Raw genomic sequence first — 19,566 nt, 5'->3', positions numbered from 1 at the left:
TCAGTCGCCCAGCAGGTGGAGCACCACCTGCCGGGCGTGCGGCCGTGCGCGGTGCTCGAACAGGTAGATCCCCTGCCAGGTGCCGAGCACCATCCGCCCGCCCTCCACCGGCACGGCGAGCTGCACCGCGGTCAGCGCGGCACGGATGTGGGCCGGCATGTCGTCCGGCCCCTCCAGGGTGTGCTCGTAGAGGGCGGGGTCCTCGCGCACCAGCCGCTTGAAGAAGCGCTCGAGATCGCTGCGCACGTCGGGGTCGGCGTTCTCCTGCACCACCAGCGACGCCGAGGTGTGGCGGCAGAACAGGGTCAGCAGGCCGGTGCCGACGCCTTGCGCCGCCAGCCAGCGGGCGACCGGGGCGGTGATCTCCACCAGCCCCTGGCCGTGGGTGTCGACGGGCAGGGTGGTAAGCGACTGGCGCATGGGGATCGTCGTGCGTGTCCCTCCCCTGCCGGGGGCAGGGGAGGGACCGGTGTCACAGCGCCGCCGCGGCCGGGGCGGCACCGCCCCACCACGAGCCCATGGCGCCGGCGGCGGCGTTCATGCCTTGTCCCATGGCGGCGCCGGCGGCGTTCACGCCCTGGCTCATGGCGGCGCCGGCCGCCGTGAATCCCTGGCTCATGGCGGCACCGGCGGCGGTCAGGCCGGCCATCACGCCGTTGCCGGCGGCGACGAGGGCGCCGGGCGGCAGGAAATAGGCGATGACCAACCCGCCGACGACGCCGGCCGCGGTCGCCATGAGAACCGTTCCGGAGTCCTCGGCGGCGGCCGGCACCGATTCGGCCGGCACCGATTCGGCGGGTGCCGGCGCGGCGGGTGCGGGGTCGGCCGTCTGGGCCATGGCGTGCAACGGCAGGGTGGCGACGACGGCGGCGAGGAGCAGGCTGCGCATGGGCGTATTCCTCCGGGATGGCGGCGTGGCGAACCGCGGGCCGATCGATTGTTCCACCGGCAATCCAGGGACACAAGGGCCGACGGGGCCGATCGGCGCCGCGTCGGCCGGCCCTTCGGCCCTCTGACCTTCCGCATGCCTCGCTCGGGGCTGCCCATTCGAGTGGGGTGACGCCGGGAACTGCACTGCCCATGCTTCGTTCACCCAGGGAACACCGCGCAAAGCGATGGCCGGAACGGAAGAGGTGGCGGGCATGACGAGCAAGGGGCAAGGGGCCGGCAGCGGCGCCAAGGTGCGGGTGGCGATCGTCGGCGTCGGCAACTGCGCGTCCGCCCTGGTCCAGGGAATCCATCATTACCGGGGCACGCCGGACGACGCCGACGTGCCCGGCCTGATGCACGTGCGCCTGGGTGGCTACCACGTCGGCGACGTGACCCTCTCCGCCGCCTTCGACGTCGCCGCCGCCAAGGTCGGGCGCGACCTCGGCGAGGCCATCGCCGCCCCGCCCAACAACACCGTGCGCTTCGCCGAGGTGCCGGCGCTCGGCGTCGCGGTGCAGCGCGGCCCCACCCTGGACGGGCTCGGCAAGTACCTGCGCGGCGAGATCCCGGAGGCCGACGGCGATCCCGTCGACGTGGCGGCGGTGCTGAAGCGCACCCGCACCGACGTGCTGGTGTCCTACCTTCCCGTCGGCTCGGAGGAGGCGACGCGCTGGTACGCCGAGCAGGCGCTGGAGGCCGGCTGCGCCTTCGTCAACTGCATCCCCGTCTTCATCGCCTCCGACCCGGCCTGGGCGCGGCGCTTCGTCGAGAAGCGCCTGCCGATCGTCGGCGACGACATCAAGTCGCAGGTCGGCGCCACCATCGTCCACCGCGTGCTCGCCAACCTGTTCCGCGAGCGCGGTGTGCACCTGGACCGCACCTACCAGCTCAATTTCGGCGGCAACACCGACTTCCTGAACATGCTGGAGCGCGAGCGGCTGGAGTCGAAGAAGGTCTCCAAGACGCGGGCGGTGACCAGCCAGCTCGGCCGACCGATGGCGGCCCGCGACTGCCACATCGGGCCATCCGACCACGTGCCGTGGCTGGAGGACCGCAAATGGTGCCACATCCGCATGGAAGGCACCGCCTTCGGCGGCGTTCCCCTCAACATCGATCTGAAAATGGAGGTGTGGGACAGCCCCAACTCGGCGGGCGTGGTCATCGACGCCGTGCGCTGCGCCAAGCTGGCGCTGGACCGTGGCATCGGCGGCCCGCTGGAGGGCCCGTCGGCCTATTTCATGAAGTCGCCGCCGGTGCAGTTCACCGACGCCGAGGCGCGCCTGCGTACCGAACGCTTCATCCTGTCCGGCGACCCCTGCTGACCGCGGGGGCGTCATGACCGCCGTCCACCTGATCCGCCACGCCGACCACGACTGGGTCGGCCGCGGCCTCGCCGCCCGCATGGACGTGCCGCTGAACGGAGCCGGCCGCGCCCAGGCCGAGGCGCTGGCCCGCCACTACGCGGGACGGCGCGTCGACGCCGTGTGGGCGAGCCCGCTGCGCCGCACCATGGAGACGGCGGCGCCGGTCGCCGCCGCGCTGGGGCTGCCGGTCCGCGGCGCCGACGCGCTGCTCGAGGTCGACTTCGGCGCCTGGGCCGGCAAGGACTTCGCCGACCTGGAGCGGGACCCGGGGTGGCGGCGCTGGAACGGTGCGCGCGGCCGCGCCCGCGCGCCGGGCGGCGAGAGCATCGCCGAGGTGCAGGCGCGCATGAGCGGCTTCATCAACGCGCTGTGCGACGAGGATCCCGACGGCGTGCACCTGCTGATCGGCCACGGCGACCCGATCCGCGCGGCACTCGCCTACTATCTCGGGGTACCCGTCGATTTGTTCCTGCGCATTGACGTCTCGCCGGCCGCCATCAGTGTTCTAGCCATCGACGGGTGGGGCCCGCGGGCCCTCCAGGTCAATGCAGCCATCATGGGGGCGGGACCATGAAGTTCGTGATCTTCGGGCTGACCATCAGCTCGTCCTGGGGCAACGGCCACGCGACCTTGTGGCGGGGCCTCGTCAAGGCGCTGGCGCGGCGCGGCCATCAGGTGGTGTTCTTCGAGCGCGACGTGCCCTACTACGCCGACACGCGCGACTACCGGGAGATCCCCGGCGGTGATCTGGTGCTCTACCGCGACTGGCAGGACGCCGCATCCCGCGCCGAGCGCGAGGCGGCCGACGCCGACGTGGCGATGGTCACCTCCTACTGCCCGGACGGGGTGGCGGCGTCGCTGCTGGTGCTGGGCTCGAACGCCCAGCGCAAGGTCTTCTACGACCTCGACACGCCGGTGACCTTGGCCCGCCTGGAGGCCGGCGAGCGGCCGGACTATCTGCCCGAGGAGGGGCTGGCCGGCTTCGACCTGGTGCTGAGCTACACCGGCGGCCGGGCGCTGGACGCGCTGCGCGACCGGCTCGGCGCCCGCCTGGCGGTGCCGCTCTACGGCTGGGTCGACCCGGAGGTGCACCGGCCGGTCGAGGCGGTGCAGGAGTTCATGGGCGATCTCTCCTATCTCGGGACCTACGCCGCCGACCGCCAGGAGGCGGTGGAGCAGCTCTTCGTCGAGCCGGCACGCCGGCTGAGCCGGCGCCGCTTCGTGATCGGCGGCGCCCAGTACCCCGAGACCTTCCCCTGGACGAAGAACATCTTCTTCGTGCGCCATCTGCCGCCGGCCGACCATCCCGCCTTCTTCGCCTCCTCGACCCTGACCCTGAACGTCACCCGCGCCGCCATGAAGGCCATGGGCTGGTGCCCGTCGGGCCGGCTGTTCGAGGCGGCCGCCTGCGGCGCCGCCATCATCTCCGACGCCTGGGAGGGACTGGAAAGCTTCTTCGAGCCCGGCCGCGAGATCCTGGTCGCCCGCGAGACCGACGACGTCACCACCGCCCTGTCGCTGCCGCGCGACCATCTGGCGAGCCTCGGCCGCCGGGCCCGCGAGCGGGCGCTGGCCGAGCACACCGCCGAACGCCGCGTGGCCGAACTGCGCGCCCACCTCGACCAGAGCGGCGGCCCGGCGCCGGGCGGTCAGGCCTAGGGCAGCCAACCCGGAAGGTATCCGACCATGTGGGGAATCATCCCGGCCGCGGGCAGCGGCACGCGCATCCAGCCGCTCGCCTTTTCCAAGGAGCTGCTGCCCGTCGGCAGCCGCCTGGAAAACGGCGTCGAGCGGCCGCGCGCCGTCAGCGAGTACCTGGTCGAGCGGATGATGCGCGGCGGCGCGGACAAGATCGCCTTCGTCATCGCGCCGGGCAAGTTCGACATCCTGCAATACTACGGGACCCGTCTCGACGGCGCCGACTTCGCCTACGTGGTGCAGCCGCGCCCGGGCGGGCTGTGCGACGCGCTGTTCCGGGCCCGGCCGCTGGTCCACCCGTCGGAGCCGGTGCTGATCGGCCTGCCCGACACGGTGTGGTTCCCGGAAGATGCGCTGGCGGCCCTGCCCGACGACCGCCTGGCGTTCCTGCTGTTCCCCGTCGACCGGCCGGAGCTGTTCGACGCCGTGGTCACCGGCGACGCCGACCGGGTGGTGGAGATCCGGGTGAAGAGCCGGGACGCCGGCACCCGCTGGATCTGGGGGGCCTTCAAGATGCCCGGCCAGGTGTTCCACGACCTGCACGCCCTGTGGCGCCGGCGCGGCGAGCGGGACGAGTACATGGGCACGCTGGTGAACGCCTACATCGCCGAGGGCGGGGAAGCGGTGGCGGTGCGCGCCGGAACGTCGTACGTCGACGTCGGCACCGTCCAGGGCTACCGCGCCGCCATCGGCCTTCTCAGCCGCTCCCTCCCGGAGGCGGCGGAATGATCAGGGAGACCAAGGTGCTGACGCGGGATGCGATCGAACGCCGGGTGCGCGAGCTCGGCCAATGGTTCCACAACCTCGACCTCAACGGGGTGCAGACGGCCCCGGACCATTTCCTCGGCGACTATCCCCGCGTGAAGTGGGAACGCTTCGCCCACGCCATCCCCCAGGACCTGACGGGCAAGAGCGTGCTCGACATCGGCTGCAACGGCGGCTTCTACTCCATCGAGATGAAGCGCCGCGGGGCGGCCCGCGTGCTCGGCGTCGACTACGACGAGACCTACCTCTCCCAGGCCCGCTTCGCCGCCGAGGTGATGGGGGCCGACATCGAGTTCCGGCAGCTGTCGGTCTACGACGTGGCGCAGCTCGGCGAGCGCTTCGACGTCGTCCTCTTCATGGGCGTCTTCTACCATCTCCGCCATCCGCTGCTGGCGCTCGACCTGATCCGCGAGCACGTGGCCGGCGACCTGCTGGTCTTCCAGTCGATGATGCGCGGCACCCAGGAAGTGGAGCCGGTGAACGAGGACTATCATTTCTGGGAACAGGACCATTTCGAGCGGCCGGGCTATCCGCGGATGGCGTTCGTCGAGCACCGCTACTGCGGCGACGTCACCAACTGGTGGATCCCCAACCGCGCCGGCGCCGAGGCGATGCTGCGCTCGGCCGGCTTCGCGGTGGTCGGCCATCCCGAGGACGAGGTCTTCCTCTGCCGCGTCGGCGAACGCTCGCCGTGGGCGGCGCCGGTCCATCCCGCACCCGGCCCCAAGCAGAAGGACTGAGGCATGATCGAAGCGGTGATGCTCTGGAACGAGCCGAACAACAAGTCCCACTGGGATTTCCAGATCGATCCGGAATGGATGCGCTTCGCCGACATGGTGAAGTGCGCCGCCGACGCCATCGCCGAGGCCAATCCCCGCCTGCCCAAGGTGCTGGGCGGCACCTCGCCGATCGACGCCGGCTTCATGGGCAACATGAAGGCGCAAGGGGTGCTCGACCGGCTCGACGCGGTGGCGGTGCACGGCTTCCCGCTGGACTGGAACCACTGGCAGATCCACGAGTGGCCGGCCAAGCTCGACGAGATCCGCGCCGTCACCGACCTGCCGCTGTGGGTGTCGGAGGTCGGTGTCAGCACCTTCGGCGCCGAGGAGGTCCAGGACTGGGGGCTGCAGCGCACCGCCGAACTGCTGATCGGCCGGGCGCCGCGCATCCACTGGTACAGCCTGTTCGACCTGCCGCGCGCCTGGCCGGCCACCACCCGCCACCGCGAGGCCGAGGGCTCCAGCTACTACCGCCACTTCTACATGGGGCTGGTGCGCGAGGACGGCACGGAGAAGCCGGCCTACCGCCACTTCCACAAGTTCGCGCCGGAGATGGGTCTGTGCCAGTGGTTCCATTTCCAGGACCACCGGCTGGACGAGGCGGTGATGCGCATGAAGGACCTCGGCGTCACCTATCTGCGCACCGGCCTGTCCTGGGCCGACAGCTACCGCGAGGGGGCGCTCGACTGGTTCGACCGGCAGATGGACGCGCTGGCCGACTTCGACGTCACCGTGACCTTCTGCTTCACCCCCGAGCACCGCGGCATCGAGCCCCACCACACCAGCCCGCCGCAGGTGAAGGAGGAGTTCGCCCAGTTCTGCGCCGACATGGTGCGCCGCTACGCGCCGGCGGACTCCCTGGCCGAGGCCGTGGACTGAGCGATGGGGCCGCCCGCCTACGCCGACGCGCTCGCCCTGCCGCCCGGCCGCAGCCGGGTCCTGCTGGTGGTCGCCCACCCCGACGACGAGACCATCGGCGCTGGTGGGCTGCTGTGGGCGGCCGGCCGTCATGGACGCGCGGCCGAACCAACCGCTCCTGACGCGGAGCTCGATCTCCACCTCCTCCATCTCACCGACGGCGCGCCGCGCGACGGCCGCGACGCGGCGGCGGCGGGCTGCGCCACGGCGGCGGACTACGCGCTGAAGCGCCGGGAGGAGCTGGCGGCCGCGCTGGCGGCCGCCGGCGTCCCGCCGGACCGCGCCGGGACGCTGGGCTGCATCGACCAGGAGGCGGCCCTGCACCTGCCGGCGCTGTCGCGCGCCCTGGCCGACCGGCTGGCGGCGCTGCGCCCGGACCTCGTGCTGACCCACGCCTACGAGGGCGGCCACCCCGACCACGACGCCGCCGCCTTCGCCGTCCGGGCCGCCTGCGCGCTGCTGCGGCGGGCCGGCGGGCCGGCGCCGCGCATCGTCGAGATGCCGTTCTACCACGCCGCCGACGGGGGCATGGCGGTGCAGGCGTTTCTGCCCGGCGGCGATGCCGGCCGCGTCGTGCGGCTGGACGCCGACGCGCGCGCGGCGAAGCGCCGGATGCTCGACGCCCACGTCTCCCAGGCCCGCGTGCTGGCGCCGTTCACCGTGGACGCGGAGCGCTTCCGTCCCGCCCCGCGCCACCTCTTCGACAGGCCCCCGCACGGCGGGCCCCTGATGTACGAGCTCTGGGGATTCACCATGACCGGACTGCACTGGCGGCGGCTGGCCGACGAGGCTCTGGCCGCTTTGGGACTGGAGGACGCGCGATGCCACTGACCGTTCTCAGCGTCGCCTATCCGTTCAATCCCGTCGGTCCCGACGCGGTGGGCGGGGCGGAGCAGGTGCTGGCCGCCCTCGACGCGGGGCTGGTGCAGGCCGGTCACCGCTCGGTGGTGGTCGCCTGCGAGGGATCGACGGTGGCGGGCACCCTGGTCGCCGTGCCGCGGGTGAGCGGTACGGTCGACGACGTCATGCGGGCGACCGTCCACGCCCGCGTGCGCACGGCGGTCGCCCAGGCGCTGGCCCGCTTTCCCGTCGATCTCGTGCACCTCCACGGTGTCGACTTCCACGCCTACCTGCCGCCGCCCGGGGTGCCGGCCCTGGTCACCCTGCACCTGCCGCTCGATGCCTATCCCGCCGCGGCGCTGACGCCGTCGCGCCCCGGCACCCATCTGCACGGCGTCTCCCGGGCGCAGGTCCGCGGGGCGCCGCCGGGCCTGCGCCTGCTCGACCCCATCGAGAACGGCGTCCCCCTGGACCGCCTGGCGATCCGCATCCCCAAACGGCGCTTCACCGTCGGCCTCGGCCGGATCTGCCCGGAGAAGGGCTTCCATCTCGCCATCGACGCGGCGGCGCGGGCCGGCGTGCAGTTCCTGCTGGCCGGCGAGGTGCAGCCCTATCCCGAGCACCGGCGCTACTTCCGCGAGATGATCGAGCCGCGCCTCGACGGCACGCGCTGCCGCTTCCTCGGGCCGGTGGCCTTCGCCCGCAAGCGCTGGATGCTCGGGGCGGCCCGCTGCCTGCTCGCCCCCAGCCTGATCGCCGAGACCGGCTCGCTGGTCGCCATGGAGGCGCTGGCCTGCGGCACGCCGGTCGTGGCCTTCCCCAGCGGCGCCCTGGCCGACGTGGTCGAGCCGGGGGTGACCGGCTTCCTGGTGAACGACGTCGAGGAGATGGCGGACGCCATCGCCGAGGCCGAGCGCATCGATCCCGACGCCTGCCGCGCCGCGGCGCGGGCGCGCCATTCCCTGGAGCGGACGGTGCAGCGCTATCTCGACCTCTACGACGGGTTGACCGCCGGCCCGGTCGCCGCGGCCGGGGCGGCCTGATGGCGCCGGCCGCCGCCGACGCCCGGTGGGTGCGGGACGAGGCGGCGCTGGCGGCCCTGGAGCCGGAGTGGGAGGAGCTGTGGCGCCGCACGCCCGGCGCGTCGCCCTTCGTCGCACCGGCCTGGCTGGTGCCGTGGTGGAGCGCCTTCCGCCCCGGCGTCCTGCGCGTGCTGACGCTACGCCGCCACGGCCGGCTCGCCGGCCTGCTGCCGCTCTACGAGGACGGCGGGGTGCTGCGCCTCCTCGGCGCCGGCCTCAACGACCTGCAGGACGCGCTGCTGCCGCCCGACCTGCTGGACGGGGCGGCGGCGGCGCTGGGCCGGCTGCAGGGACGGGTCGACCTCTTCGACCTCGATCCCGAGTCGGCGCTCGGCCGGCTGCCGGTACCGGCGGGATGGCGCGAGGAGGCGGCTCCCTGCGACGCCTGCCCGGTGCTGCCGCTCCCCGCCTCCGGCGGGCTGGCGGACGCGCTGCCCGCCGCCATGGTGCGCAACCTGCGCCACACCCGCCGCCGCGCCGAGCGGATGGGCGGCTGGGCCGTCGCGGCGGCGACCGCGCGGACCCTGGCGGACGCGCTGGAGTGCCTGTTCGCCCTTCACGCCGCGCGCTGGCGCACGCGCGGCGAAGGCGGCGTGCTGGCCGACCCGCGGGTGCAGGCCTTCCACCGCATGGCGGCGCCGCGGCTGCTCGCCGCCGGGCTGCTGCGCCTCCACACCGTCACGATCGGCGGCCGGCTGGCGGCGGTGCACTATGGGCTGGCGTCGGGCGGACGCAGCCACTATTACATCGGCGGCTTCGCGCCGGAACTCGCCAAGGCGGGACCCGGCACGCTGGCCATCGGCCACGCGGTCGAGGAGGCGCTGCGGGAAGGGAACCGCGAGTTCCATTTCCTGCGGGGCCGGGAGCCCTACAAGTACCGGTGGGGCGCCGTCGACCGCTGGAGCCGCCGCCGCACCCTGTTTTCCGGACACGGGAATGGGGGAGGGCACCGATAATCGGTGGACTCTGCATTAGGCATGCGGTATACCAGAACCGGATCCGGGCCCCTCTGGCGGTCGAGCCGTCGACCGTGATGTCGGATTCCTTCACCTGCCTTTGGCCGACGGGCCGGAACGCATTTGGAGGAGCCGATGACCCCGTTCATCGGATATGGCCCAACCGCCGTTGCCGCCGTTCTCGGCCGGCGCGTCCTCCTGTGTGTGCCCGCGGCGAAGGCGACTGCACACGAGGGATAGGACATGGAATTCTCCGACAGCGCCTTCTGGGTGGCGCTTCTCCAGATCATCTGGATCGACATATTGCTGAGCGGCGACAACGCCGTGGTCATCGCCCTGGCGTGCCGCTCGCTCCCGGATCATCAGAAAAAGATGGGCATCGTCCTGGGCGCCGGGGCGGCCATCGGCCTGCGCGTCATCTTCGCGACGTTCATCGTCTACCTCATGGCCATCCCCTTCCTGAAGATCGCCGGCGGCCTGCTGCTGCTGTGGATCGCGGTGAAGCTGATCCTTCCCGAGGAGGAGAACCACGAGGGCCTGGCGACCGGCAGCACGCTGTTCGCCGCCGTCAAGACCATCGTGATCGCCGACGTCGTGATGAGCCTGGACAACGTCATCGCCATCGCCGCCGCCTCGCACGGCAGCGTGGTGCTGCTGATCCTCGGCCTGCTCATCAGCATCCCGCTGATCCTGTTCGGCTCCGCCCTGATCCTGCGGATGATCGAGCGCTTCCCGATCATCGTCACCTTCGGCGCCGCCCTGCTCGGCTACATCGCCGGCGAGGTGATGGTCACCGATCCGACCGTCCACCACTGGGTGGAGGCGAACGCCGCCTGGCTGCACACCGCGGCGCCGATCATCGGCGCGGTGCTGGTGGTCGCCATCGGCCATCTGCTGGCCCGCCGCGCCGCCGGCCGCGGCGAGGAGACGCTGACCGAAGAGGTGCGGGAGATCACCTGAGCACGTCATCGGACCCGCGGGCGTCGCGCCCGCGGGCCCTCCTGGCCGTCAACCTCCGCGCACCGCGCCGTCCCCCTTGCGGGACGGGCGGTGCGATTTTTCTTCAGGGCAGGAGCTTGCCGGGGTTCATCAGGCCCTTGGGATCGAACGCCGCCTTGACGGCGCGCATCAGGTCGAGCTCGACGGCCGACTTGATGGTGGGCATCTCGTCCTTCTTGAAGCGGCCGACGCCGTGCTCGGCCGAGATCGAACCGTTGAGGTCGAGCACGACGGCGTTGACGACGTGGCAGATCTCGTCCCAGCGGGCGAGGTAGGCGGCGGTGTCGGCCCCTTCGGGCTGGCTGAGGTTGAAGTGGATGTTGCCGTCGCCGACGTGGCCGAAGGGGGTGGGGCGGATGCCCGGGCAGGCTGCGGCCACGGCCGCCTCGGCGCGCTCGATGAACTCGGCGACGCGGGAGACCGGGATCGACACGTCGTTCTTGATCGAGCCGCCCTCGTGCTTCTGCGCCTCGACGATGGCCTCGCGGATGAACCAGAGCTGCTTGGCCTGGCCCTGCGACGCGGCCAGGGTCGCGTCGGTGGCCAAGCCCTCCTCGAAGGCGGCGGCCAGGGCCTCCTCCAGGCCGTCGCGGAAGGCCTCGCTCTCGCGGCCGGCGGTCAGTTCGGCGAGCACGTACCAGGGGGACGGCTCGGACAGCGGATCGATGGTGCCCTCGACGTGGCGCAGCGCGAACTCCAGGCAGCGGCGCGACATCAGCTCGAACGCCGTCACCGAATCCCCGGTCGCCTCGCGCAGGCGCGCCAGCAGGGCGATGGCCGCCGCCGGGTCGGGCACGGCGACGAACGCCGTCTCGCTCTGGCGCGGCCGCGGGTAGAGCTTCAGCACGGCGGCGGTGATGACGCCGAGCGTGCCTTCGGCGCCGACGAACAGGTCCTTGAGGTCGTAGCCGGTGTTGTCCTTGCGCAGGCGCCGCAGGCCGTTCCACACCCGCCCGTCGGGCAGCACCACCTCGAGCCCCAGCACGAGGTCGCGGGTGTTGCCGTAGCGCAGGGTCATGGTGCCGCCGGCGTTGGTGGAGATCAGGCCGCCGAGCTGGGCCGTGCCTTCCGCTCCCAGGCTCAGCGGGAACAGCCGGTCGGCCCCGGCCGCCGCCTCCTGGGCGGCGGTGAGGACGACGCCGGCCTCCACCGTCATGGTGTAGTTCAGCGGGTCGATGTCGCGGATGCGGTTCATGCGCGACAGGCTCAGCACGATCTCCCGTCCCGCCTCATAGGGGATGGAGCCGCCGACCAGGCTGGTGTTGCCGCCCTGGGGCACCACCGGCACGCCGGCCTCGGCGCACGCCGCGACCACCGCCGCCACCTCCTCGGTCGTGGCCGGACGCACCACCGCCGGGCTGTTGCCGCGGAAGCGGCCGCGCCACTCCGCCAGATAGGGCGCCTTGTCGTCCGCGTCGGTCAGGATGCCGCTGGGGCCGACGATGGCGCGGATGCGGTCGAGGAGGGCGTCGGTGGCAGAACTCATGGCGGGTCGATCCGGTCGGTGCGATCCTTGGGGGAACGCACCGTTTACCGCCAAACGACGCCCGCGGCGAGGGGGAAAGTGCCCTGGCCCGCGGTCATTCCAAGGACGGGCCGATCCGTGGACGCCCCAAGCAGGTTTTCCGCACTCCGCCCACCGTTGGGCGGGCTCGGAAAACCTGCAAAGCCATGGAGTCCGCAGCTTTGCCCAGATCGGGCCAGCTGTGGCCCGATCTGGGCAAAGCTGCTTAGGCCCGACGGGATCGCATGCCCGCGACCTTCCTCACCCCGCCGTCCTGGACCAGCGCCGCGTATCGGTCCGTTTCCCGGCCGATCACCGCGATCCTGCCGCTGGCATCGCTGTGGATGCCCCATCCGTAGGCTTTGACGAGGGGCGACGTCCGCAGGCACGCGCGCGGCCTGCAAAAGAAGACGGTGCGGAACCGCTCAAGCTCATCGGGCGGCATGCTCTTGCGCCGCGACTCCACGGCCAGCAGGAGATCGTCGCTGGTCATCGCGTAGGGCGCGGCCGAGACCAGTTCGAATTGGACGGCCGCGACGGTTCCCGGCTTCGTCGGGACGGTTCCCGCCTCCGCGGGGCAATCCGAGGAGCACAGGATGAGCGTCTGGAAATAGTTCGTCGAATGCATTGCTCTCTGTCCAATGCGCAGGGCCGTGGGGCGCCGCTCCTACCCGCGCGGTGCCGCCGCCCGCCGCAGGCGGTCGTTGATGGCGATGCCCAGCCCGACCTCCGGGATCGGCATCACGGCGATGGCCCGCACCTCCGCCCGGTCGAGGGCGCGGAGATGGGCGAAGAGGTTGGCCGCAGCCTCGGTCAGGTCGCCGTCGGCCGACAGGTTGAGGCGCACCGCTCCGCCGCGCACGAAGGCGTCGGGGCCGAAGGTCAGCAGCGCCTCGTCCGCCGCCGCTCCGGTCGCCTCCAGCCGCACCGCGGCCGCCGGGGCGTAGTGGCTGGCGAGCTGGCCGGGGGCGCTGGGGGCGTCCGGGTCGCCGGCGGACACCGCGACCGGTCCGATCAGGTGCTCCAGGTCCTCGCGCAGCACGGCGCCGGGGCGCAGCAGCGCCGGCGTCGCGCCGGACAGGTCGAGCACGGTCGACTCGACCCCCACCGGACAGCGCCCGCCGGCCAGCACCATCCGCACCCGGTCGCCCAGGCTTTCCACCACGTGCAGCGGCGTGGTCGGGCTGACCGAGCCGGAGCGGTTGGCGCTGGGCGCCGCCACCGGCCGCCGCGCGGCCCGCAGCAGATCCAGCGCCACGGGATGGCCGGGGACGCGCACCGCCACCGTGTCGAGGCCGGCCGAGACCAGCAGCGACAGGCCGGAATCGGCGCGGCGCGGCAGCACCAGGGTGAGCGGGCCGGGCCAGACATGCTCGGCGACGGTGCGGGCGCGGTCGTCGAAGACGGCGATGGCCTCCGCCGCGGCGCGGTCGGCGACGTGGACGATCAGCGGGTTGAAGGACGGCCGGCCCTTGGCGGCGAAGATGGCGGCGACCGCGCGCTCGTCGGTGGCGTCGCCGCCCAGGCCGTAGACGGTTTCCGTGGGGAACGCCACCAGGGCGCCGGCGCGCAGCAGCTCGCCGGCGCGGGCCAGGGTCTCGGGGGTGGGCGGGACGACTTCGGGGCGGTGCTCGGTCACGGGCGGTCGGGGTCCAGCGGCTGCGGCGAAGGGCGGTGTGGCGGCGAAGGGCGCGGTTGCGCCGTTCCGGTCCAAGGCTTATGACGGCAGGGCGGGGGCTGCAACAAGATGATGGGTGGCGCGATGGCGGGCAAGGTCTTCACCGTGGCGCAGCAGAAGGGTGGGGCCGGCAAGACCACCCTGGTCGCCCATCTCGCCATCGCCTGGATGCAGCTCGGCCACCGCGTCGCCACCGTCGACATCGACCCGCAGGGCAGCCTGACCCGCTGGTACCAGGTGCGCCACGCGGCGACCGGCGGCGAGGCCGGCTTCCACCACGTGCAGCTCGCCGGCTGGCGCACCCAGGCGGAGGTGGAGCGGTTGACCCGCGACCACGACGTGGTCGTCATCGACAGCCCGCCGCACGCCCAGACCGAGGCGCGCATCGCCGTGCGGGCCGGCGCCCTGGTGGTGGCGCCGGTGCAGCCCAGCCCGATGGACCTGTGGGCGGTGCAGCCGACCCTCGACCTCGCCCGCCAGGAGAAGCGGCGGCTGCTCCTCGTGCTGAACCGGGTGCCGCCGCGCGCCCGCATCGCCGACGAGCTGGTGGCCCAGGTGGGCGCGCTGGTGGCGCCGCCCGACGTGCTGCTGGCGGCGGCGCAGATCGGCAACCGCACCGCCTACGCCGGCACCCTGCTGACCGGCCTGTCGGTGACCGAGGCCGCCCGCCGCAGCCAGGCCGCCGCCGAGATGCAGGCGCTGGCCCGGGAAATCCTCGATCACGCGGGGTGAGCCATGGCCGAGCGCCACGTCGTCCTCGGGGCCAGCCGCGGCGTCGGCCTGGCCCTGGTCGCCGAACTGGCCGGGCGTGGGCTGCCCGTGCGCGCGGTCAGCCGCAGCGGCGCCGGCTCCTGGCCCGAGGGGGTGGAGCGGCTGGCCGCCGACGTCGCCGATCCCGCCGCCGCCCGGCGGGCCTGCGCCGGTGCCGCGGTCGTCTACAACTGCACCAACGTCCCCTACCCGCAATGGCAGGAGGTTCTGCCCCGCCTTTTCGAGGGCGGCCTCGCCGGGGCCGAGAGCGCCGGGGCGCGCCTCGTCGTGCTCGACAACCTCTACATGTACGGACCGCCGGCCGGGCCGATGACCGAGGAGACGCCGCGCCGGCCCCAGGGCCCGAAGGGACGCCTGCGCGCCCGCCTGGAGCAGGTGCTGATGGAGGCGCACGCCCGCGGCCGGGCGCCGGTGGCGATCGGCCGGGCGTCGGACTTCTACGGGCCGGCCGCCAATTCGGTGACGCGCGATCTCGTCTTCAAGGCGGTGCTGGCGGGGCGGACGGCGCGCTGGCCGGGCTCGCTCGACCAGCCGCACACCATGACCTACGTGGGCGACGCCGCCCGCGGCCTCGCCCAGCTCGGCATCCAGGAGGCGGCACCGGGGCAGATCTGGCACCTGCCCTCGGGACCGCCGGTGACCGGCCGCGAGTTCATCCGCGCCGTCTTCGCCGAGGCCGCCGCCAGCGTGCGCATGGCGCCGGTGAAGGGCTGGATGCTGGCGGCCGCCGGCCTGTTCGACCCGGTGGCGCGCGAGGCGCGGGAGATCCTCTATCAGTTCCAGTACCCGTTCGTGATGGACACGGGCAAGTTCGAGAGGACCTTCGGCGGCCGCTTCACGCCGCTGTCGGAGGGCATCGCCAACACCCTGGCGTGGCTGCGCGCGACCGGGTGATCCCGGGCGTTTTCGCGACCCTGCAATGGGATGGGCGCGTGGCCCTTTCGATTGAGCGCGCCGCGGCGCGGCGTAGCATGGACCCATATCCTCCACGAGAGGAGGGGGCCATGCGGAACGCACCGCTTTCTGTGGTCCTGGCCGGCGCGCTGCTCCTGATCCCGGGAGCCGCCGCGGCCCAGACGATGGCGCCGGGCTGGTACGTCACCGGGGCCGTCGGGGTCAACGACCAGCCGTCGATCGACCTGCCCGCCGGCGACGAGGCGACCGGCCACACCGGCTGGGGCGTGGCCGGCGCCGTCGGCGTCGCGGTGGCGCCGTGGCGTGCCGAGGTCGAGCTGTCCTACCGGCGCAACGCCCTCGACGAGATCGACGCGGGCGGCCGACGCGCCGACGGCTCCGGCCATCTCGGCCAGACCGCGCTGATGGTCAACGGCTATTACGACGTGCCCACCGCGGGGCCGGTGGTGCCGTACGTCGGTCTCGGCGTCGGCGCCGTCCGGGTGCACGCCGACGATTGGGGCGCCGGTGACACCCCGCTGTCGGACACGGAAATCCTGTTCGGCGGCCAGGCCATCGTCGGCGTCGGCTACGTGCTCAGCCCGGACCTGCGGCTGAACGTGGACTACCGGTACATGCGGACGGCCGAAGGCTCGTTCGACGGGGCGGACGGGCGCGACCTGTCCTTCCACGTCGCCAACCACGCCCTGATGCTGGGGCTGAGCTACCGGATCGGGCCGTAGAAGGCCACCGCGTCAGGGGGCAGTCCGGCCGCCGGAATGCCAACCTCGGCGCACCGTGGATTCCATGACGCAGCACGAAATCCACGGTGCTCCCGCCCTTTGGGCAAGCGGGGCCGGGACGTCTACAGCCCCTTCGCCGCCTTCAGCACGGCCTCGACATGGCCGGGCACCTTCACCTTGCGCCAGGCGGCGCGGACGATGCCGTCGCGGTCGATCAGGAAGGTGGCGCGGTCCATGCCCATGTACTTGCGGCCGTACATGCTCTTCTCCACCCACACGCCGTAGGCCTCGGCGACCTTGACGTCGGTGTCGGAGGCGAGCGCGAAGGGCAGGTCGTACTTGCCCTTGAACTTGTCGTGGCTGGCGACGCTGTCCTTGGAGATGCCGATCACCACGGCGTCGAGGCCGGAGAAGTCGGGAAAGGCGTCGCGGAAGCCGCAGGCTTCCTTGGTGCAGCCCGAGGTGTCGTCCTTGGGATAGAAGTACAGCACCACCGGGCGGCCCTTGAGGGCCGACAGGGTGACGCTGCCGCCGCCGTCGGTCGGCAGGGTGAAGTCGGGGGCGGCGGTTCCGGCATCGACGGACGGTGCGGCACTCATGGCAGTTTCGGCTCTTCCTGGTTGGTGGGCGGCGCCAGCCGGGACGCGGGCTCCTCGACCAGGGTGCGGAAATGGTCGTAGGCCCGGCCGGCGACGGCACGGATTCTGGCGTCGAGCGCCGCGAAGTCAACCGGCGGCTCCTCGCCGGGGAAGGCGCTTCGCGCCAGACCCTCGAACAGGGTCGGCGACACCGCGCCGGGGTCGAGCGTCCCCCTCGTCGTCAACCGCAGGAACCCTTGCACCCGCCGCCACAGCTTGAGCGCGGCGATCAGGTCGTCGGCCACGGCGCGCGCCAGCAGCCCGGCGTCGGCGGCGCGGCGCAGCGCCACCGCCGTGTTGGTCGACAGCACGGCGCGGTGGTCGTGGGCGTGGCGGAGCTGCAGGTACTGGGCGACGAACTCGATGTCGATCAGCCCGCCGCGGGCGTACTTCACGTCCCACGGGTTGGCGGTGCCGAACTCCTTGTCGATGCGCCGGCGCATGTCGGCGACGTCCCACAGCAGCCGGTCCGCGTCGCGGGCCCGGGTCAGCGCGTCGCAGATGGCGTCCCGCACCCGGCCGCCGAGGCCGCCGGGGTCGGCGCCGCCGCCGCCGAGCACGCGGGCGCGGGTCAGGGCCATGTGCTCCCAGGTCCAGGCGCCCTCCGTCTGGTACTTGACGAAGGCGGTCAGCGACGTCGCCAGGGGCCCGGCGTTGCCGGACGGGCGCAGGCGCATGTCGACCTCGTAGAGCCGGCCGTCGCCCATCGGCGCGGTGACGGCGTTGGTCAGGCGCTGGGTCAGCTTGATGTGGTACTCGGCCGGCGTCAGCGGCTTGCCGCCGTCCGACGCCTTCACCTCCGCCGGCGTGTCGTAGACGACGATCAGGTCGATGTCGGAGGTCAGGGTGAGCTGGCGGCTGCCCAGCTTGCCCATCGCCACCACCACCCAGGAGGAGCCGGGCAGATGGCCGTGGCGGCGGGCGAAGTCCTCCTCCACCCGCCGGGCGATGTCGGTGACCGCGACGTCGGCGAGGTCGGCCAGGAAGGGGCCGCAGCCGTCGCCGTCGGTGATGTTGCGCAGCATGTGCACGCCGGCGCGGAAGCGCTGGTCGCTGGTCCAGCGCCGCGCCAGGCCGAGCGCGTCCTCGAAGTCGCGGGCCGCCGTCATGACCCGGGCGTGGTCGGTCTCCAGCGCCGCCTTGCCCGGCAACGGATCGAAGAAGTCCTGCGACAGCACCGCTTCCAGCAGGGCCGGGTTGCGCGACAGCGCCTCGGCCAGGCGCGGCGCGGTGCCCATGATCTCCGCCACCAGGTTGAGCAGCCAGGGATTGGCGTAGAACAGCGAGAACAGGCCGACGCCGGCCGGCAGCTTGGCCAGGAAGGCGTCGAAGTTCATCAGCGCTCCGTCGGGGTCCGGCGTCTTGGCGAGCTCGTTCAGCAGGGCGGGAACCAGCTCGGTCAGCAGCTCGCGCGCCCGTCCGGAGCGGGTCGCCCGGTAGCGGCCGCGGTGCCAGGCGGAGACCACGGCGATGACGCGGCCGGCGTCCTTGAAGCCCATGGCGCCCAAGGTCTCCACCGTGCCGGGGTCGTCGTCGGTGCCGGTGAACACGAGGTTGCCGGGCCCCGACAGGGTCGGCGCCTCCTCGAACAGCTCGGCGTAGCGGTCCTCGACCCGGCCGAGGTGGCCCAGCAGGTCGGCCCGGAAGGCCGCCGGATCGGCGTAGCCGAGGAAGGTCGCGAGATGCGCCACGCCGGCGTCGTCGGCGGGGATGCGGTGGGTCTGGCGGTCGTCGATCATCTGGATGTGGTGCTCGACCCGCCGCAGGAAGCGGTAGGCGGCGCCCAGCTCCTCGACCGCCTCCTCGGGAACGCGGCCGACGGCGCACAGCGCCTCGATCGCCCGGAGCGTCGGCGCCGGCCGCACCCGGGTGTCGCGGCCGCCGAAGATGAGCTGCTGGGTCTGGGCGAAGAACTCGATCTCGCGGATGCCGCCGCGCCCCACCTTCACGTCGTGGCCGTTCACCGTGATCGTGCGGTGGCCCTTGTGGGTGTTGATCTGCCGCTTGATGGAGTGGATGTCCTGGATCGCCGCGAAGTCGAGATGGCGGCGCCACACGAACGGCTCCAGGAAGCGCACGAAGGCGGCTCCGGCGTCGGGGTCGCCGGCGACGGGCCGCGCCTTGATCATGGCGGCGCGCTCCCAGTTCTGGCCGACGCTGCCGTAGTAGATCTCCGCCGCCGTCACCGACACCGCCAGCGGCGTCGCCCCGGGATCCGGGCGCAGGCGCAGGTCGGTGCGGAAGACGTAGCCGTCCTTCGTGCGTTCCTCCATAATGCGGACAAGATCGCGGGCGATACGGACGAAGGTCCGGGCGAGGTTGTCCGGCTGGGGCGTCCGCACGACGGCGTCGTCGTAGAGCACGATCACATCGATGTCGCTGGAATAATTGAGTTCGCGCGCGCCCAGCTTGCCCATGCCGAGAACAATGAGTCCTGAGCCCACCCACGGACGCTGCGGATCGGGCAGCGTCAGCGTGCCCGCCTCCGCCGCCCGCCGCAGCAGGTGGGCGCACGCCAGCCGCAACGCCGTCTCCGCCACGTCGCTGAGCGCCCGGGTGACCCGTTCCACCGTCCAGGCGCCGGCGATGTCGGCGATGGCGATCAGCAGCGCGGCGCGGCGCTTGGCCACGCGCAGCTCCGTCATCAGGCGGTCGGTCGAGCGTTCCTCGGCCAGCTCGCGCTCCAGCGTCTCGATCAGCGCGGCGAAGGTGGCGTCGAACCCGTCGGTGACGAGCCGGCGCACGAAGGCGTGCTCGCGCGTCAGGCTCATCGCCAGGTACGGGCTGTTGCCGCACACCGCCGCGATCAGCGCCCGGCCCTCGGGCGCGTCGGCGAACGACAGCGCCCAGGCGCGCAGCCCGGCGTCGCCGGCGGCGACGTCGGCGCGCCAACGCTCCATGCCGCGTTCGGCCTGGGCGGCGTCGAAGGGCTTCGGCAGGCGGTCGGGCGGGACGATGGACAGGGCGGTGGACATGGCGGTCGGGCTCGGCGTGCGATGGGGCGTGG

The 19,566-nt window shown here is 72.8% G+C and carries 20 protein-coding genes; 13 read left to right on the top strand and 7 right to left on the bottom strand.

Going from position 1 to position 19,566, the window contains the following annotated elements; all coding sequences use genetic code 11:
* Both ACSBPG_RS12950 and ACSBPG_RS12945 read right to left on the bottom strand, forming a co-directional pair.
* On the bottom strand, positions 1-420 hold the full coding sequence (locus tag ACSBPG_RS12950; protein ID WP_435537582.1) for a secondary thiamine-phosphate synthase enzyme YjbQ: 420 nt from the start codon (positions 418-420) through the stop codon (positions 1-3).
* Between the two features lie 52 nt (positions 421-472).
* Positions 473-889: a hypothetical protein gene (locus ACSBPG_RS12945; protein WP_435537581.1), complete on the bottom strand. Its 417-nt coding sequence runs from the start codon at positions 887-889 to the stop codon at positions 473-475.
* Positions 890-1,142: 253 nt separating this feature from the next.
* Between ACSBPG_RS12945 and ACSBPG_RS12940 the strand changes: the two genes are divergently transcribed.
* The 10 genes from ACSBPG_RS12940 (at position 1,143) to ACSBPG_RS12895 (ending at position 10,292) form a co-directional block, all read left to right on the top strand.
* The gene (locus tag ACSBPG_RS12940) at positions 1,143-2,252 is read left to right on the top strand and encodes an inositol-3-phosphate synthase (RefSeq protein ID WP_435537580.1); all 1,110 of its coding nucleotides are present in this window, start codon (positions 1,143-1,145) and stop codon (positions 2,250-2,252) included.
* Between the two features lie 13 nt (positions 2,253-2,265).
* A complete protein-coding gene (locus tag ACSBPG_RS12935; RefSeq protein ID WP_435537579.1) occupies positions 2,266-2,868 on the top strand; it encodes a histidine phosphatase family protein in 603 nt (200 codons plus the stop codon).
* Positions 2,865-3,953 (top strand): CgeB family protein, encoded by a 1,089-nt coding sequence (locus tag ACSBPG_RS12930; protein WP_435537578.1) that lies wholly within the window; start codon positions 2,865-2,867, stop codon positions 3,951-3,953. Before ACSBPG_RS12935 ends, ACSBPG_RS12930 begins: the two co-directional genes overlap by 4 nt.
* A gap of 27 nt (positions 3,954-3,980) precedes the next feature.
* Complete coding sequence (locus ACSBPG_RS12925; protein ID WP_435537577.1) at positions 3,981-4,721, top strand: sugar phosphate nucleotidyltransferase; 741 nt, start codon at positions 3,981-3,983, stop codon at positions 4,719-4,721.
* On the top strand, positions 4,718-5,497 hold the full coding sequence (locus ACSBPG_RS12920; RefSeq protein WP_435537576.1) for a TIGR04290 family methyltransferase: 780 nt from the start codon (positions 4,718-4,720) through the stop codon (positions 5,495-5,497). Before ACSBPG_RS12925 ends, ACSBPG_RS12920 begins: the two co-directional genes overlap by 4 nt.
* 3 nt (positions 5,498-5,500) lie before the next feature.
* Positions 5,501-6,415: a beta-xylosidase gene (locus ACSBPG_RS12915; protein WP_435537575.1), complete on the top strand. Its 915-nt coding sequence runs from the start codon at positions 5,501-5,503 to the stop codon at positions 6,413-6,415.
* 3 nt (positions 6,416-6,418) lie between these two features.
* Positions 6,419-7,285 carry a PIG-L deacetylase family protein gene (locus tag ACSBPG_RS12910; protein WP_435537574.1) on the top strand — a complete coding sequence of 289 codons (867 nt, stop codon included), beginning with the start codon at positions 6,419-6,421 and terminating at the stop codon, positions 7,283-7,285.
* A complete protein-coding gene (locus tag ACSBPG_RS12905; protein WP_435537573.1) occupies positions 7,276-8,337 on the top strand; it encodes a glycosyltransferase in 1,062 nt (353 codons plus the stop codon). Before ACSBPG_RS12910 ends, ACSBPG_RS12905 begins: the two co-directional genes overlap by 10 nt.
* Complete coding sequence (locus ACSBPG_RS12900; protein ID WP_435537572.1) at positions 8,337-9,332, top strand: GNAT family N-acetyltransferase; 996 nt, start codon at positions 8,337-8,339, stop codon at positions 9,330-9,332. Before ACSBPG_RS12905 ends, ACSBPG_RS12900 begins: the two co-directional genes overlap by 1 nt.
* A gap of 243 nt (positions 9,333-9,575) precedes the next feature.
* On the top strand, positions 9,576-10,292 hold the full coding sequence (locus tag ACSBPG_RS12895; protein ID WP_435537571.1) for a TerC family protein: 717 nt from the start codon (positions 9,576-9,578) through the stop codon (positions 10,290-10,292).
* Between the two features lie 103 nt (positions 10,293-10,395).
* On the opposite strand, the gene ACSBPG_RS12890 is transcribed toward ACSBPG_RS12895, so the two are convergent.
* The 3 genes from ACSBPG_RS12890 to ACSBPG_RS12880 all read right to left on the bottom strand — a co-directional run bounded on the left by ACSBPG_RS12890 (position 10,396) and on the right by ACSBPG_RS12880 (position 13,474).
* Positions 10,396-11,817, bottom strand: a complete 1,422-nt coding sequence (locus ACSBPG_RS12890; RefSeq protein WP_435537570.1) for an FAD-binding oxidoreductase — start codon at positions 11,815-11,817, stop codon at positions 10,396-10,398.
* Positions 11,818-12,061: 244 nt separating this feature from the next.
* Positions 12,062-12,463, bottom strand: coding sequence for a DUF6157 family protein (locus tag ACSBPG_RS12885; RefSeq protein WP_435537569.1), 402 nt, complete (start codon positions 12,461-12,463; stop codon positions 12,062-12,064).
* A gap of 39 nt (positions 12,464-12,502) precedes the next feature.
* Entirely contained in the window at positions 12,503-13,474 is a 972-nt protein-coding gene (locus ACSBPG_RS12880; protein WP_435537568.1) for an L-threonylcarbamoyladenylate synthase, read from the bottom strand.
* Positions 13,475-13,597: 123 nt separating this feature from the next.
* Between ACSBPG_RS12880 and parA the strand changes: the two genes are divergently transcribed.
* The 3 genes from parA to ACSBPG_RS12865 all read left to right on the top strand — a co-directional run bounded on the left by parA (position 13,598) and on the right by ACSBPG_RS12865 (position 15,921).
* Entirely contained in the window at positions 13,598-14,245 is a 648-nt protein-coding gene (gene parA / locus ACSBPG_RS12875) for a ParA family partition ATPase (RefSeq protein WP_435537567.1), read from the top strand.
* A 3-nt stretch (positions 14,246-14,248) separates the two neighbouring features.
* Positions 14,249-15,178 carry an NAD-dependent epimerase/dehydratase family protein gene (locus tag ACSBPG_RS12870; protein WP_435537566.1) on the top strand — a complete coding sequence of 310 codons (930 nt, stop codon included), beginning with the start codon at positions 14,249-14,251 and terminating at the stop codon, positions 15,176-15,178.
* A gap of 110 nt (positions 15,179-15,288) precedes the next feature.
* Positions 15,289-15,921: an outer membrane protein gene (locus ACSBPG_RS12865; protein WP_435537565.1), complete on the top strand. Its 633-nt coding sequence runs from the start codon at positions 15,289-15,291 to the stop codon at positions 15,919-15,921.
* A gap of 122 nt (positions 15,922-16,043) precedes the next feature.
* On the opposite strand, the gene bcp is transcribed toward ACSBPG_RS12865, so the two are convergent.
* Together bcp and ACSBPG_RS12855 are read right to left on the bottom strand one after the other, a co-directional pair.
* A complete protein-coding gene (gene bcp, locus ACSBPG_RS12860) occupies positions 16,044-16,520 on the bottom strand; it encodes a thioredoxin-dependent thiol peroxidase (RefSeq protein WP_435537564.1) in 477 nt (158 codons plus the stop codon).
* A complete protein-coding gene (locus ACSBPG_RS12855; protein WP_435537563.1) occupies positions 16,517-19,534 on the bottom strand; it encodes a bifunctional [glutamine synthetase] adenylyltransferase/[glutamine synthetase]-adenylyl-L-tyrosine phosphorylase in 3,018 nt (1,005 codons plus the stop codon). The genes bcp and ACSBPG_RS12855 overlap by 4 nt, the downstream gene beginning before the upstream one ends.
* Positions 19,535-19,566: the final 32 nt, after the last annotated feature.

This window comes from Azospirillum sp. ST 5-10, from assembly GCF_051225715.1.
Lineage (GTDB): Bacteria > Pseudomonadota > Alphaproteobacteria > Azospirillales > Azospirillaceae > Azospirillum.
Note: the sequence above shows the minus strand (reverse complement) of the source record. Positions and strands in the feature narration are given on the sequence as shown.

What these genes read in the sequence shown, in the direction of transcription:
- ACSBPG_RS12890 (WP_435537570.1), bottom strand. Translation starts at nt 11,817, where the DNA reads ATGAGTTCTGCCACCGACGCCCTCCTCGACCGCATCCGCGCCATCGTC.
- ACSBPG_RS12920 (WP_435537576.1), top strand. Translation starts at nt 4,718, where the DNA reads ATGATCAGGGAGACCAAGGTGCTGACGCGGGATGCGATCGAACGCCGG.
- ACSBPG_RS12905 (WP_435537573.1), top strand. Translation starts at nt 7,276, where the DNA reads ATGCCACTGACCGTTCTCAGCGTCGCCTATCCGTTCAATCCCGTCGGT.
- ACSBPG_RS12930 (WP_435537578.1), top strand. Translation starts at nt 2,865, where the DNA reads ATGAAGTTCGTGATCTTCGGGCTGACCATCAGCTCGTCCTGGGGCAAC.
- ACSBPG_RS12885 (WP_435537569.1), bottom strand. Translation starts at nt 12,463, where the DNA reads ATGCATTCGACGAACTATTTCCAGACGCTCATCCTGTGCTCCTCGGAT.
- ACSBPG_RS12925 (WP_435537577.1), top strand. Translation starts at nt 3,981, where the DNA reads ATGTGGGGAATCATCCCGGCCGCGGGCAGCGGCACGCGCATCCAGCCG.
- ACSBPG_RS12870 (WP_435537566.1), top strand. Translation starts at nt 14,249, where the DNA reads ATGGCCGAGCGCCACGTCGTCCTCGGGGCCAGCCGCGGCGTCGGCCTG.
- parA (WP_435537567.1), top strand. Translation starts at nt 13,598, where the DNA reads ATGGCGGGCAAGGTCTTCACCGTGGCGCAGCAGAAGGGTGGGGCCGGC.
- ACSBPG_RS12940 (WP_435537580.1), top strand. Translation starts at nt 1,143, where the DNA reads ATGACGAGCAAGGGGCAAGGGGCCGGCAGCGGCGCCAAGGTGCGGGTG.
- ACSBPG_RS12855 (WP_435537563.1), bottom strand. Translation starts at nt 19,534, where the DNA reads ATGTCCACCGCCCTGTCCATCGTCCCGCCCGACCGCCTGCCGAAGCCC.
- ACSBPG_RS12910 (WP_435537574.1), top strand. Translation starts at nt 6,419, where the DNA reads ATGGGGCCGCCCGCCTACGCCGACGCGCTCGCCCTGCCGCCCGGCCGC.
- ACSBPG_RS12950 (WP_435537582.1), bottom strand. Translation starts at nt 420, where the DNA reads ATGCGCCAGTCGCTTACCACCCTGCCCGTCGACACCCACGGCCAGGGG.
- bcp (WP_435537564.1), bottom strand. Translation starts at nt 16,520, where the DNA reads ATGAGTGCCGCACCGTCCGTCGATGCCGGAACCGCCGCCCCCGACTTC.
- ACSBPG_RS12900 (WP_435537572.1), top strand. Translation starts at nt 8,337, where the DNA reads ATGGCGCCGGCCGCCGCCGACGCCCGGTGGGTGCGGGACGAGGCGGCG.
- ACSBPG_RS12915 (WP_435537575.1), top strand. Translation starts at nt 5,501, where the DNA reads ATGATCGAAGCGGTGATGCTCTGGAACGAGCCGAACAACAAGTCCCAC.
- ACSBPG_RS12895 (WP_435537571.1), top strand. Translation starts at nt 9,576, where the DNA reads ATGGAATTCTCCGACAGCGCCTTCTGGGTGGCGCTTCTCCAGATCATC.
- ACSBPG_RS12945 (WP_435537581.1), bottom strand. Translation starts at nt 889, where the DNA reads ATGCGCAGCCTGCTCCTCGCCGCCGTCGTCGCCACCCTGCCGTTGCAC.
- ACSBPG_RS12935 (WP_435537579.1), top strand. Translation starts at nt 2,266, where the DNA reads ATGACCGCCGTCCACCTGATCCGCCACGCCGACCACGACTGGGTCGGC.
- ACSBPG_RS12865 (WP_435537565.1), top strand. Translation starts at nt 15,289, where the DNA reads ATGCGGAACGCACCGCTTTCTGTGGTCCTGGCCGGCGCGCTGCTCCTG.